The organism is Acinetobacter sp. AOR12_HL (genome assembly GCF_027855275.1).
Classification (GTDB): domain Bacteria; phylum Pseudomonadota; class Gammaproteobacteria; order Pseudomonadales; family Moraxellaceae; genus Acinetobacter; species Acinetobacter baumannii.
On sequence record NZ_JAKTIJ010000022.1, the window covers coordinates 247,166 to 260,167 of the forward strand.

At 39.6% G+C, this 13,002-nt stretch carries 12 protein-coding genes and 1 pseudogene; 8 read left to right on the top strand and 5 right to left on the bottom strand.

Going from position 1 to position 13,002, the window contains the following annotated elements:
* Positions 1-93 precede the first annotated feature (93 nt).
* Positions 94-978 (top strand): energy transducer TonB, encoded by an 885-nt coding sequence (locus MKL36_RS11945; protein WP_000914774.1) that lies wholly within the window; start codon positions 94-96, stop codon positions 976-978.
* Between the two features lie 89 nt (positions 979-1,067).
* Here MKL36_RS11945 and ybeY read toward each other — a convergent pair whose 3' ends face one another.
* The 3 genes from ybeY to miaB are packed head-to-tail and all read right to left on the bottom strand — an operon-like array spanning position 1,068 to position 4,131.
* Positions 1,068-1,544 (bottom strand): rRNA maturation RNase YbeY, encoded by a 477-nt coding sequence (gene ybeY, locus MKL36_RS11950; protein ID WP_000703571.1) that lies wholly within the window; start codon positions 1,542-1,544, stop codon positions 1,068-1,070.
* 9 nt (positions 1,545-1,553) lie between these two features.
* Positions 1,554-2,642 carry a PhoH family protein gene (locus MKL36_RS11955; RefSeq protein WP_000122983.1) on the bottom strand — a complete coding sequence of 363 codons (1,089 nt, stop codon included), beginning with the start codon at positions 2,640-2,642 and terminating at the stop codon, positions 1,554-1,556.
* Positions 2,643-2,679: 37 nt separating this feature from the next.
* Complete coding sequence (gene miaB, locus MKL36_RS11960) at positions 2,680-4,131, bottom strand: tRNA (N6-isopentenyl adenosine(37)-C2)-methylthiotransferase MiaB (RefSeq protein WP_000218141.1); 1,452 nt, start codon at positions 4,129-4,131, stop codon at positions 2,680-2,682.
* 288 nt (positions 4,132-4,419) lie between these two features.
* Here miaB and MKL36_RS11965 point away from each other — a divergent pair, with 288 nt between their 5' ends.
* From MKL36_RS11965 to MKL36_RS11980, 4 genes are all read left to right on the top strand, one after another.
* Positions 4,420-6,363, top strand: a complete 1,944-nt coding sequence (locus MKL36_RS11965) for a lytic transglycosylase domain-containing protein (RefSeq protein ID WP_000792523.1) — start codon at positions 4,420-4,422, stop codon at positions 6,361-6,363.
* A 57-nt stretch (positions 6,364-6,420) separates the two neighbouring features.
* Positions 6,421-7,083: a ribonuclease T2 family protein gene (locus tag MKL36_RS11970; protein WP_000877281.1), complete on the top strand. Its 663-nt coding sequence runs from the start codon at positions 6,421-6,423 to the stop codon at positions 7,081-7,083.
* Between the two features lie 211 nt (positions 7,084-7,294).
* Positions 7,295-8,281, top strand: a complete 987-nt coding sequence (locus MKL36_RS11975; RefSeq protein ID WP_000813006.1) for a malate dehydrogenase — start codon at positions 7,295-7,297, stop codon at positions 8,279-8,281.
* A gap of 164 nt (positions 8,282-8,445) precedes the next feature.
* Positions 8,446-8,691 (top strand): DUF2789 family protein, encoded by a 246-nt coding sequence (locus MKL36_RS11980; protein ID WP_021510967.1) that lies wholly within the window; start codon positions 8,446-8,448, stop codon positions 8,689-8,691.
* A gap of 48 nt (positions 8,692-8,739) precedes the next feature.
* Here MKL36_RS11980 and MKL36_RS11985 read toward each other — a convergent pair whose 3' ends face one another.
* Positions 8,740-9,267, bottom strand: coding sequence for a hypothetical protein (locus MKL36_RS11985; protein ID WP_021510966.1), 528 nt, complete (start codon positions 9,265-9,267; stop codon positions 8,740-8,742).
* A gap of 67 nt (positions 9,268-9,334) precedes the next feature.
* A complete protein-coding gene (locus MKL36_RS11990) occupies positions 9,335-9,940 on the bottom strand; it encodes a 2OG-Fe(II) oxygenase (protein WP_000556105.1) in 606 nt (201 codons plus the stop codon).
* A gap of 117 nt (positions 9,941-10,057) precedes the next feature.
* Between MKL36_RS11990 and MKL36_RS11995 the strand changes: the two genes are divergently transcribed.
* The 3 genes and pseudogenes from MKL36_RS11995 to MKL36_RS12005 all read left to right on the top strand — a co-directional run bounded on the left by MKL36_RS11995 (position 10,058) and on the right by MKL36_RS12005 (position 12,919).
* A complete protein-coding gene (locus tag MKL36_RS11995; RefSeq protein ID WP_001109438.1) occupies positions 10,058-10,915 on the top strand; it encodes a 23S rRNA (adenine(2030)-N(6))-methyltransferase RlmJ in 858 nt (285 codons plus the stop codon).
* 41 nt (positions 10,916-10,956) lie between these two features.
* The gene (gene pssA / locus MKL36_RS12000; RefSeq protein WP_000180205.1) at positions 10,957-11,790 is read left to right on the top strand and encodes a CDP-diacylglycerol--serine O-phosphatidyltransferase; all 834 of its coding nucleotides are present in this window, start codon (positions 10,957-10,959) and stop codon (positions 11,788-11,790) included.
* Positions 11,791-11,808: 18 nt separating this feature from the next.
* Positions 11,809-12,919: pseudogene (locus tag MKL36_RS12005) on the top strand (DUF6670 family protein).
* Positions 12,920-13,002 lie beyond the last annotated feature (83 nt).

The following is a 13,002-nucleotide window of genomic DNA, read 5'->3' on the forward strand; positions in this document are numbered from 1 at the left end:
AAGTGAATCACACTTTTATCCATATTTGAATATCAGTTTATGTTTTATTCGGTAATACCGTGGGGAAAAGGCATCCTATATGCTTTTAAGATTATGTTGAAAAAAAGAAGTCTATCCATAGAGCCTTTTTATTATTGGTGGCAAGACCGAGTCTTTATCGCTGCAATAATATTAGCAATCTTACTGCATATTTTTGTGTTGCTCATCCATTTTGCGATGCCTGCGCCGTCAGAACAATCGACTAAAGAAATTGCAATATCGATTCGTCCTACTGAAGATGTAATCAAGCATGCAGACTTTTTAGCTCAAGCCGATCAACAAGGTTCAGGGGCTTTTCGGGAAGCTCATCGGATGTCGAGTAACTCTCCAGCGCCTATGCCAAGTGATGCTTCAACAGGAGAAGCTCAGCTAGAAACTTTAGAAAAAGTGCAGCAACAAAGAGAACTTAAATTTGAAGAAAAAGTACTCATGACTGTATTGAGTTGGCAGAAACAAGCAGAGGAGAGCCAAAGAAAAAAAGCACTTGAACAATTACAAAGTCAGTTTCAGGCAAAAGCTGCCATGGTAGCGAGTCTTGAAGCTCAGTATTTACAACGTCAGCAAGATTTTAGTCGCCAACAAAAAATAAAAACAGTAGATGGTATTCAAGCCAAGAAAGATGCGTCGGCAGCTTATCTAGATAAATTTCGTGAAAAAGTAGAGCTTTATGGCAACCGTTATTATCCAGAAGAAGCGAAACAGCAACAGTTAAAAGGTGAAGTTCGCCTTATGGTAATTTTGAATGCTCAAGGGGGAATTCGTGCAATTCGTTTGCTTGAAAGCTCAGGTCATCCAGTTCTAGATGAAGCAGCAAAGGCATCGGTACGGCGTGGAGCACCGTTTGGCCGTTTTGATGCAAATATGAAAGATATTTCGGAGCTTCGTATTATTCGTACATGGCGTTTTGATCCAGCTGAAGCTGAATTTGAAGTTCATTAATGAAAAAATGTGGATAACTTTTAGGATATCCACATTTTTAAAATGTATTAAGAAGCTGACTGCGTTCTTAATCGTGTGAGGGAATTTGATTATTCCTGATATGGATTGGCAATATTGAGTTTAGCTAAGATTTCGATCTCTAAACCTTCCATTTCTTCAGCATCTTCATCACTTGTTTCATGGTCATAACCAAGTAAATGTAGGACCCCATGAACTAAAAGATGCGCAAAATGATTTTGTGCGGTTTTCTTTTGTTCCAAAGCCTCTTGTAATACCACTGGAATACAAATTACTAAATCACCCAACGGTAATGCGTCGAGCATTGGTAAAACTTCTTCAGGAATATCACTTGGAAAAGATAGAACGTTAGTTGGCTTATCTTTCTCTCGATATTGCAAGTTAAGTTGATGGCTTTCTTCCAAATCAACACATGCGATACCAATTTCGCAATCTTCTTTATAGCCAACGTGGCGTAAAGTTGTCTCAATAATTTTTTTGAGTTGAGCTCGTTTGAGCTCTAACTCAGGGGATTGAAAGTCTTGTTGTAAACTTAAACTGATTTTCAAAATGAATCCTTAAGCATCCTGATGTTGCAAGTCTGCTGCTGTATCGTTTTCAGCAATTAATGCTTCTTGGCGTGCTTTACGTTCAGCACGTGCTTCAGCATTAAGACGCTGTTGTTCACCATCCCACCCCTCATAAGCTTCAACAATTTTTTGAACAAGTTGATGGCGTACTACATCGCGGGAATGGAAACGGGTAATATGAATTTCTTTAATGTTCTCAAGTACGCGAAGGGCGTGTGCCAAACCAGATTGTTGGCCTCGAGGTAAATCTACTTGGGTAATGTCACCTGTAATCACTGCACGAGAGCCAAAACCTAAACGGGTCAAGAACATTTTCATTTGTTCTGGTGTAGTGTTTTGAGCTTCATCCAAAATCACAAATGAATGGTTAAGAGTACGACCACGCATATAAGCAAGTGGTGCAACTTCAATCACTTGACGTTCGATTAACTTGGCGACTTTTTCGAAGCCCAGCATTTCGTAGAGGGCATCGTAAAGAGGACGTAGATATGGGTCGATTTTCTGGGTTAAATCACCAGGTAAGAAACCGAGCTTTTCTCCTGCCTCTACCGCAGGGCGGACAAGTAAAATTCGCTGGATTTCATTACGTTCTAACATGTCCACTGCGGCAGCAACTGCTAAATAAGTTTTACCTGTACCAGCAGGGCCTACACCAAAAGAAATATCGCTTTGTAAAATACGTTGTACATAGCGTTTTTGATTGGCACCACGTGGATTAATGCGACCTTTTCGAGTCTGGAAATAGACATCCATGGGCGCATCATGCTCATCCATTTCTTCGCCAACTAGTTCGAAGTTTCGTTCAGTTTGCGAAGATTGAATCAAGAGGTGTAACAGGTCAGCACTGATTTGTTGGGACGCCTCTGTTTCTTCGTAGAGTCGTTGCAATAACGCTTCGGCTCTCCCAACAGCATCTATCTCACCATCTATGTAAAAAACATCTCCACGATGAGTAATTTTGACATCTAAACGCTGTTCAATTTGCTTAAGGTGCCCATTATAGGCACCCAAGATGCTCTTTAAACGTTCCATTGAAATTTCAGGAAATGTTACGGTACGTCGAATCGCTGCAGTCAAGAGAAAACCTTTCAGTAGACTTTAGAATACCTCTACATTACGCCACGTCAGGCTCAAGATTCAAGAGTTCACCGTAAACTAAATTTAAAGTTTTAATTTCAGTAATCTCAATCTCTGCAAAACGACCAACCCACGATGCATCGCCTACAAAAGTCACTAAACGTGTATTGTCTGCTGTACCTACTAAAATATTAGGGTCTTGATCAGATACTTTTTCAATAAGTACACGTTCAATTTTGCCAAGCATTGCGTCAGTTTTTTCAATACTAGATTGCTTAATGACTTGTTGAACTTGTGCTAAACGTTCTTTTTTAACGTGTTCAGGGGTTGTATCTGGTAAGTCAGATGCTGGGGTACCCGGGCGTTTTGAATAAACAAAGCTATAAGAATGATCAAAGTCTAAGTCTTTGATAAACTGCAATGTTTCTGCAAAATTTTCATCTGTTTCACCAGGGAAACCAATGATAAAATCGCTCGATAAATGCATATCAGGGCGTATTTTGCGTAACTTGGCAATCTTATCGATGTATACATCAATCGTGTGATTTCGCTTCATTGCTTTGAGTACATCATTAGATCCACTTTGTACTGGCAAATGTAAGTGTGAAACCATTTGAGGTAAATCTTCATAACACTGAATAAGTTCATCAGAGAACTCAAGCGGATGCGAAGTTGTATAACGTAAACGGCCAATACCTGGAATTTCTGCAACGAGTCGTAACAATTCAGGGAAGGTACAAATGCCACCTTCGAATGTTTCGCCACGATATCCGTTTACATTTTGACCAAGTAAGCTGATTTCACGGACACCTTTTTCAGCAAGACCTGCGATTTCTGCAAGAACATCATCAAGTGGACGTGAAACTTCTTCACCACGAGTGTATGGAACAACACAGAAAGAACAGTATTTAGAGCAACCTTCCATAATAGAAACGAATGCTTTAAAACCTTCTACGCGTGGTTCAGGTAAGAAGTCGAATTTTTCAATATCAGGGAATGAAATATCAACGAGCTTAATCTTTTCTTTTTTTGGCTTTTCCACTTGTGCGTGGTGTTGATCAAGCATTTGCGGTAAACGGTGTAAGGTTTGTGGACCAAAAATCATGTCGACATAAGGTGCACGTTTTTGAATATTGTCACCTTCTTGAGAAGCAACACATCCACCCACACCAATAACAAGATCAGGATTTTGTTCTTTTAGTTTACGCCAACGGCCTAATTCACTAAACACTTTCTCTTGTGCTTTTTCACGAATAGAGCAAGTATTCATGAGCAGAATGTCTGCTTCATTAGGGTTGTTCGTTAACACATAACCATGAGAATCCCCCAAAAGGTCTGCCATACGGTGACTGTCATACTCATTCATCTGACACCCTTGAGTTTCAATATATAGTTTCTTTATTGAAACGTCAGTGGTGTGCGTTGGCTGGGTAACAGTGTTTTCTGAGGCAGCTTTGGCACCATTGGGAATGAAGGTTTGAACCGTCATGCAGGCTCCTAACAGATCGATCTAGTTAAATAATAAAATGACCCAAAACGGGTCAAACCAATCATTATAGCAGTATTTTGAGCAGAACAGATAACAATAAACTCCCATAAGCTACACATGATTTATGGAGACAAATGACATGAATTTTAATGATGTTGAATCAGATAGTTACATAACACAACAAAAGAAGGCATGAAGAATAATTAAACTATGCCTAAAGGTGGATAGTCAGGATTTAACGCATTTATGAGACCAGGTAAAAAGAGCTCATCAAACAAGAGTCGTGTGATGAAAAATAAATATGCACATCGTAGCTGGTTAGGAGCTGTGTGTTTACTTGGTTGTTCATTATCTTATGCTGCAGAAGAACAATTTAACGATGCACTAAATGCTGCCAATAGTGGTAATACTGCATTGTTAGATCAATATCAGCTTGCAATGCAAAATGATGTGTTGGGCTACTATCCTGAATATTGGAAATTAAACACGAATTTAGGCTTTCAATCTCCGACATCAATTGTAAGCTTCGCACAGCGCTATCCACAGTCTGCTATGGCAGAAAAGCTGGCCGCGGATTATGTCGAAGAAAAAGTTAAACAAGCTGACTTTGCGTCTGCACAACCAATCTTGCCTTATGTTTCGAATCCTGACCAAGCCGAAAATTGTGCTTTAGCGCAGGTGAGAGCTAAAAGTGGTGATGCATTAGTTTTTGCTGAATATAAAGATGTATGGTTAGCCACTGAATCGCAACCAGAATCATGTATTGGACTCGGCCGTATGATGCTGTCTAGTCCATTAATGAGTGCACAAGACAAGCAGCAGCGTCTGTGGGTACAGTTACGTGCAGGTTTATCTGGACAGGCGCTTGCTACAGCGCAGACTTTGGGTTTGAATTTGTCTTTGGCTCAGCTCAATCAGATTCAGGCCAATCCACTGAATTACTTGTGGTCAGCACCAAAAACCAATGACGTAGATTATGCCTATTTGATTTTTGCACTAGGCCGATTAGCAAATAATGATTTAGGAAATGCTTTTGCAAATGTACAGCGAGTAGCGCAAGGCACTCCAGAGAGCGTGCAAAAGTATCTCTATCGAACCGTAGCCTATATTGGTGGAACTACGGTAATGAAAAACAACTTTAACCGTGAAGTCCTTCAATATTTTGATGCAAGTTATGGCTATCCGTTAAGTCCTGAAGAAGCTGAAATTTATGCACGACAAGCTATTCGTTTTAGTGCATGGGAAAGTTTAATTCGTGCAATTGATAGTATGTCGGTTTCACAAAAACAAGAAGATCGCTGGCAATATTGGTTAGCGCGTGCGACAGAGCAACGTGGCGATAGTAATTCTAAAAACACGGCACAACGTATTTATAAAAAATTAGCTGAAAGTGGGGATGATTATCACAACCTTCTTGCAAAAGACCGTTTAGGCGTACGTTATAATCATCAGCCATATAATGATGAGCCAACTGCAAGTGATTTACGCCGTTTAGATCAAAATATTCACTTTAATCGTGCATTTACTTTAAGACGGATTAATGCCAACCCAACCTATACTAACCGAGAGTGGAACTGGGCTGTTCGTCAAGCATATCTTCAGCATGATGATGGATTATTATTAGCGGCGGCAAAACGTGCTCATGATATGGGATGGTATGACCGCGCGATTTATGCGGCAGATCGTACAACGAATAAACATAATGATACGTATCGTTATGTGACCCCGCATAAGACCAATGTCGTAAGCCATAGTTACAATGCTGGAATTGATCCTGCTTGGGCTTATGGTTTAATGCGTCAAGAAAGCCGGTTTGTTACCTCGGCACGCTCTCATGTGGGTGCTGGTGGACTTATGCAAATTATGCCGGATACGGCAAAGTTGATTGCTCGCCAGATGGGAGAAACATATAATCCGGCAGCGTTAAGTGAAATGAACACCAATATTCGTTATGGGACATTTTATTTATCGATGATTCAAGGGCAATTAAGTAATAACCCTGTTTTAGCAACGGCAGGTTATAATGCTGGGCCGAATCGGGCAAGACGTTGGCAACCTGATTACCAACCGATTGAGGCTGATCAATATACAGAAACCATTCCATTGCTTGAGACCAGAGATTATGTCAAGCATGTCATGACGAATGCGACGCATTATGGAGTGATATTAGGTCAAGGTGCTCAATCATTAATACAACGTATGAAAGTCATTCCAACGCGATCATCACCTTAGTTTTAGATGATGAATGATGGAACATTCTTTTAATTGGCATAACCAAGTTTTAATTAAATGAAATATAGAGACCTAGGACTTCAATCAATATCGCAACTTGCATGGTGGATCATCTGTGCAAGCGTTGGTTTGTTGAGTTCTGTTTTACATGCGGAACCTGTTAACGTGCAAGGTTATGTTATGCATGTACAGATGACGCCTGCTGTTTGTGCGCTAGATCCTTCTAAACAAAAGCAGCGTAAATGTCTTGAAGGATATTCGCTTACGATTACTGGTTTAATGCCTGAAACCACCAGAACTGACTGTTCAACACAAAGCTCAGCTACACTGTCACCACTGCAAGCTAAGGTGGTCGCTCGGGTGATGCCAGACAATAATGCTCGTGTGCAACTCTGGAGAAGTGTGGGTGGCTGTGTGCCTATGAATGCAAGTCAATATTTCCGTACGATTATTAACTTTGCTGAACGTTTAAAAATACCTGCTAATCTAACCAGCTCTACTAATGTGGAAATGCAGCAATCTACATTACGTCAACAATTTACCAAGCTTAATCCGAGCTTACCTCAAAATGGTATTCGCTTCACTTGTCAGCTCTCACGCTCTGATGTCGTACTAACAGAAGTTAAAGTTTGTTACACGGTAAATGGTCAATATAAGCAATGCTCAAATCACGTTGTCTCTAATTGCCCAAGCGAAATTACCATTAAAGGCAGTTATTAATAGCAATAACCATTTCATAAAAAAATGCTGACCATACATTGAATCTATTTGTAAAGGTTAATTTGTATTTTCTATCAGACTTTTGGTGAAAATGAGTCGCTTTTACATGCATCTGCCACTTCTTTAGAGTACAATCTTTGCCGTTTATGATGATTTGGTTAAGTAGAATCGCTACTTAACCCGATTAAGGACACTCATTGGAGACAATTACATGAAGCAACCCGTTCGTGTTGCCGTGACTGGCGCTGCAGGTCAAATTGGTTACAGCTTATTATTCCGTATCGCAAGCGGTGAAATGCTAGGTAAAGATCAACCTGTTATTTTACAATTGCTTGAAGTTCCAGTTGAAAAAGCACAACAAGCGCTTAAAGGCGTAATGATGGAACTTGATGACTGTGCTTTCCCTTTATTGGCTGGCATGATCGGGACTGATGATCCTAAAGTTGCATTTAAAGATGCTGACTATGCGTTATTGGTAGGTTCTCGTCCACGTGGTCCTGGTATGGAACGTGCTGACTTGTTAAAAGTTAACGGCGAAATCTTCATTGGCCAAGGTCAAGCATTAAACGAAGTTGCTAGCCGTGACGTTAAAGTATTAGTTGTAGGTAACCCTGCAAACACGAATGCTTACATTGCGATGAAATCTGCTCCAGATCTTCCAGCGAAAAACTTCACAGCAATGTTGCGTCTTGACCACAACCGTGCGTTGACTCAAGTTGCTCAAAAAGCTGGTGTTGCTGTAGCTGACATCGAAAAATTAACAGTTTGGGGTAACCACTCTCCAACTATGTATGCTGACTACCGTTTTGCAACTGCTAATGGTGAAAGCTTAAAAGACAAGATCAACGATCCAGCTTGGAACAAAGACGTATTCCTTCCAACTGTTGGTAAACGTGGTGCTGCGATTATCGAAGCGCGTGGTTTGTCTTCTGCTGCTTCTGCTGCTAACGCTGCAATCGACCATATGCGTGATTGGGCACTTGGTACAAACGGCAAATGGGTAACTATGGGCGTTCCTTCTGACGGTTCTTATGGTATTCCTGAAGGCGTTATGTTCGGTTTCCCTGTAACAACTGAAAACGGTGAATACAAAATCGTTCAAGGTTTAGAAATCGATGAATTCAGCCGTGAGCGTATCAACTTCACTCTAAACGAGCTTGAAGAAGAACGTGCAGCAATTGCTGACATGGTAAAATAATTCATCAGTTTGATGAGTTGGAAAGCACTCTCTTGTAGGGTGCTTTTTTTTATATGTGAAATTTAATCAGAACACACAAAAAACAACAAGAAAATATAGGCATAGATATGCAACTCACATCTATTGTTGTTAGATTATTGAAAAGAAGCCATGGGAGAATAACAATGTTTGAACAACAACCGACATTACAACTTTTATTTGAGCAATTGGGTTTAGAGTCTGATGAGGCAAGTATTGAAAATTTTATCAGAACGCATCAATTGCCGGCTGAACAGAAGTTACATGAGGCCTCTTTCTGGTCCCAAGGCCAAAGTGATTTTTTAAAAAGTCATTGGGAAAAAGATGATGAGTGGATTGTAGTTATTGATGAGCTGAATGAGCAATTACATGAAGATAGTGTGAAAAAATAACAAATGAAAAAGGCCTGTTATAGTTAACAGGCCTTTTTCATTAATAAGTTAGTGAGTTCTTAACTTAATTAAAGTTTTATACCATGGTTCATGACGTACCGGATTGAATATAGGATGTTCATGAAGCAACTCAAGATCACATTGAGCAGTAGATAAATATTTTGTGAGCCAATGACGAGTTAGTGCAGACTCTTGCTGTGCTGCTGACGCATAAGCCAAGAAGAAATATATATCGCCATGTTGATGATGAGCTAGAGGTTTCAAAATTTGCTGAGCAATCAGCGCAAAGCGTTTTTCCTTATTTAACTCAAAATAAAGCATATAAGCTTTAGCTAAATGCAGCGATAGGTTTAAATACAAACTCATTGGCATTTCTTCATATTCCATACGAGCTTGTTCCAGCAAAACAATGGCTTCTTGCAAGAAGTGAATTTGTTCTTGGCGAACACGGCTTAACGTAACGAGCTGCATACGTAATTCTGCACGCTCCAAAGCAAGCTCGGGCGTATTCTCAGTTAAATAGAGTTGGTCTGTTTCACCAATTCTGGACACAATCGCTTTTGTTTCAATAGACATACGCCTTCGCCTTTTTAATCAATATCTTTTATATCGGGTCCGTTTAAGAAATTTAAAGAGCTTTATTTTAAACCCAAATTGAGTTTCCGCTACGAAGCCAAGCAGTAATAGAGAGGCGCTGCTGTTTAGAAACTAAAACTTCATGAAGCAAATTGCTCTGGAATATAACTAAGCGATTAGGCTCTGGTGTGATAATGTGCCAAATATCGTTTTTATCTTGTAAGCGTAATTGGCCACCCCAGTCATCTTGCCATTGTGGGTGTAAATAATAAACGGTAGACATAATACGATCATTTTTTTGCTGAGGGTTATCTCGATGTAATGCGTAGAATTCACCCGGGTTATAACAGGCAAAATGTGCTTCTACTTCTTTAATACCTAAAAAGAAAGCTTGATTTAGATGCTGGCAAAATGAAGTTAATGTTTCTACATGCTGCTCAGCAACAGGAAGAGATTCGTTAATCCATAAAATATGATCGCTTCGGATCGTACTCACCACACCATTTTGAATACCCGCTTCTCGAAACTCATCAAAGTGGTGGCTACACTCTTTGGCAACTTGAGTATGATATTCAGCAGAATAAGCTTGGTTCACAATTGCGAAACCATGAGCATTTAAGTCATCTAAAATCTGGTCCAGATTCCAGCAGTCAGGAAGCGGTTGAGAGTGCATATAACCTCATATCGATCGTAAGAAAATCAAGCAGCCTTATTTTAGATGATCACAACCTTACGAAAGAATATTTTTTTCATGTTAAACTAATCGTTGAATTGAGGAATTAAAGTCAACATGAATTACCGTCACCATTTCCATGCGGGCAACTTTGCAGATGTTATGAAGCATGTGCTTTTGCTACAGCTTCTCAACCGTTTAAATGCTAAAGATAAACCTTATCGTTATATCGATACGCATGGAGGTGCAGGAAAATATGATCTATCTCAGGCACCTGCACAAAAGTCAGGAGAATTCCTAACAGGTATTCATCGTCTTGTACAGCTTTCTGACATGGAAAAGCGCCAAGCTCCTGAAGCCATCCAGCAATACCTAAAACTTGTAGAAGAATTACGTGCTCAAGAAGGTAAGGGAAGTTATCCGGGCTCTCCGTGGTTTGCTTTGCAAGGTATGCGTGAAATTGATAAGGCTACAATATTTGAAATGCAGCGTGATGTATTTCAGCAATTACGCCATAACATTCATGATAAACGTGCGGGCTTGCATGAGCGTGATGCATATGAAGGCTTGCTTGCCGTAATTCCACCAAAGGAAAAGCGCGGTTTAGTGATGATTGATCCGCCTTACGAATTAGAGCGTAAGGATTTCCCGCAATTGGTTGAACTTTTACAAAGCGCTTATAAAAAATGGCCAACAGGTGTCTTCGCGGTTTGGTATCCAATTAAAGATCGCGCAATGATTGAACGTTTTGAAAAGAAAATGTTTAAAACTGGAATTCGCCGTCAATTAATCTGTGAAATTTGTGTTTGGCCAGATGATACACCTGTAGGTTTGAATGGTTGTGGATTATTAGTAATTAACCCACCTTGGCAGTTCTCCGAACAAGCAGATCAAGCCCTACAATGGTTATTCCCTCACTTACGTATGCAAGAAACAGGTGGTCATGCCGCTGTACGCTGGTTAGTGGGTGAGTAATAATTAATCTAAATCAATGCACATGTTTGGAATAGAAAATAATGACAAATGCGCCTAAACCAGAGCAAGATTTAACTCATAATGAACATTCTTTTGATGGGATTACGTTCGAAGTGGTTGAAGAAGAAGATAATCCGGAAGGACAAAAAGTGAAGCGCAGAGGTATTTACCTTTGGCCTAACTTAATCACGACAGCCGCTTTGTTGTCTGGTTTCTATTCCATTATTGCAAGTATGAATGGCGAATTTGCTCAAGCGATTTATGCCATTTTTCTTGCAGCATTATTTGATGGGTTAGATGGACGCGTTGCCAGAGCTATTGGTGCCCAAAGTGCTTTTGGTGAGCAATATGACTCTTTATCAGATTTGTTAGCATTTGGTGTAGCGCCAGCAATGCTAATGTATAGCTGGAGTCTACATGACTTAGGCCGTATCGGTTTGGCATGCTGTTTTGTTTATACTGCTTGTGCCGCGTTCCGTTTAGCAAGATTTAATGTTCAGATCGGAGTGGTTGATAAGCGCTATTTTATTGGTATTGCTAGCCCACTCGCCGCGATTATCATTATTTCACTCGTATGGGTAGCTCGTGATTATCCATTCATTTTTGATTTACGCGATATTGCTATTCAAACCATTAACGCGGTCATCATGGTGGTTGTAGGACTACTTATGATTTCTAATATTAAATATTATTCATTTAAGCAAATGGATCGTAAGCGTGTTCCTTTTGTAGTTATGTTGCCAGTAGTACTGATTTTTGCGGCAATCACTTATAATATTCCAATGGGTATTTTGATTGTATCAATCATCTATGCTCTATCAGGTTTTGTTACCACACTTTTAGCTAAAAAAAATAACGAGACCATCAAAACATAAAATTAGATGAGGTTCGGTATGCCCAAGTTGATAAGTGAAAAAAATCAATTACAGCAACTGAGCCTCAACTCAAATGGGGGAGTTGTCTATCAGCCCGCCAGAGGTTTTTTTAAAGTTGTCTATCAAGGTTTAATTCTTCCTAACCTGCCTGCACCACTTCGTTACTTTAATTACATTAGTCTGATCGGACAGCCTAGAATCCCTCTTTGCTATAACGCAAATGGTATTGTGACTTCTGCAGTTGATACAGCAACTGTACTGGTTAGCAATAGCTTACATAGTGTAGGGCACTTAAAAACTTATTCCATTCGACGCCAATGTCAGCTTAATCCTAGTCGGTATCAATTCGATAAAACTGATCTTATTGAGTGGCAAATCCCAAGAGTTCAGCTTAGACGAATCGATTCTGAAATGAGTTGTGATTTAATCGTCCAAACTCCTTCCGATATTTCGAATTCATCAGCATTGCAGTGGGGAATATCTGACTATTGGTCTATTTTGTGCCACTGTGAAGGTGAGATTTTATATAAAGGTCAGAAATATGAGGTCAATGGATTAGGCCGATTTAAACATGCTCGAGCCTTACATTTACCTTTTTTATCTTTATGTTTTTATACCTGTCAAATTATTAATTTGAATGAAACCACTCAAGTCACACTTTCTCAAATAAGAAATCAGTGGAATATCATTCTATTTTCACGTTTAGATATTCAAGAACTAGGAAAGCAACCCCTCACGTTTACCGAAGATGTTAATTTCCACATTCACCGGGTTTATCCAAAAGTTGAAACACCGCATGGGCGAGAAATGTATTTACCACGAGAGTTTTCTTGGCAATGTAAAAAAAATGGAAAAGTTATTTTTGAACTCTATGGTGAAAGTCGTGGTGATTACAAATTTGGGTTAGCTGCTGGATACATAGGAAGTTTTCGTTATCAATTAAGTTGGAATGATCAATGTCTTCAAGGAGAAGGTGGATATTGTGAATACATTGATTGTCGACCTTTAAGATGGCAAGAAAAGAATCAAAACGAAAAAATGCTCGATAAGTTGCTGCTTTTACAACCGTGTTTATATAAAAAATGAATATTTTTATCATTTTTGGGTAAAAAACGACCGCTTGATATGAAATGCTATAAAAAGGGGTTGCAAAGGGAATGAGATGGTCTATAATGCACATCCATCGGCGGTGATGCAGATAGAAACTTGTTG

What these genes read in the sequence shown, in the direction of transcription:
- MKL36_RS11995 (WP_001109438.1), top strand. Translation starts at nt 10,058, where the DNA reads ATGAATTACCGTCACCATTTCCATGCGGGCAACTTTGCAGATGTTATG.
- MKL36_RS11965 (WP_000792523.1), top strand. Translation starts at nt 4,420, where the DNA reads ATGAAAAATAAATATGCACATCGTAGCTGGTTAGGAGCTGTGTGTTTA.
- MKL36_RS11970 (WP_000877281.1), top strand. Translation starts at nt 6,421, where the DNA reads ATGAAATATAGAGACCTAGGACTTCAATCAATATCGCAACTTGCATGG.
- miaB (WP_000218141.1), bottom strand. Translation starts at nt 4,131, where the DNA reads ATGACGGTTCAAACCTTCATTCCCAATGGTGCCAAAGCTGCCTCAGAA.
- MKL36_RS11975 (WP_000813006.1), top strand. Translation starts at nt 7,295, where the DNA reads ATGAAGCAACCCGTTCGTGTTGCCGTGACTGGCGCTGCAGGTCAAATT.
- MKL36_RS11990 (WP_000556105.1), bottom strand. Translation starts at nt 9,940, where the DNA reads ATGCACTCTCAACCGCTTCCTGACTGCTGGAATCTGGACCAGATTTTA.
- MKL36_RS11945 (WP_000914774.1), top strand. Translation starts at nt 94, where the DNA reads ATGTTGAAAAAAAGAAGTCTATCCATAGAGCCTTTTTATTATTGGTGG.
- pssA (WP_000180205.1), top strand. Translation starts at nt 10,957, where the DNA reads ATGACAAATGCGCCTAAACCAGAGCAAGATTTAACTCATAATGAACAT.
- MKL36_RS11980 (WP_021510967.1), top strand. Translation starts at nt 8,446, where the DNA reads ATGTTTGAACAACAACCGACATTACAACTTTTATTTGAGCAATTGGGT.
- MKL36_RS11985 (WP_021510966.1), bottom strand. Translation starts at nt 9,267, where the DNA reads ATGTCTATTGAAACAAAAGCGATTGTGTCCAGAATTGGTGAAACAGAC.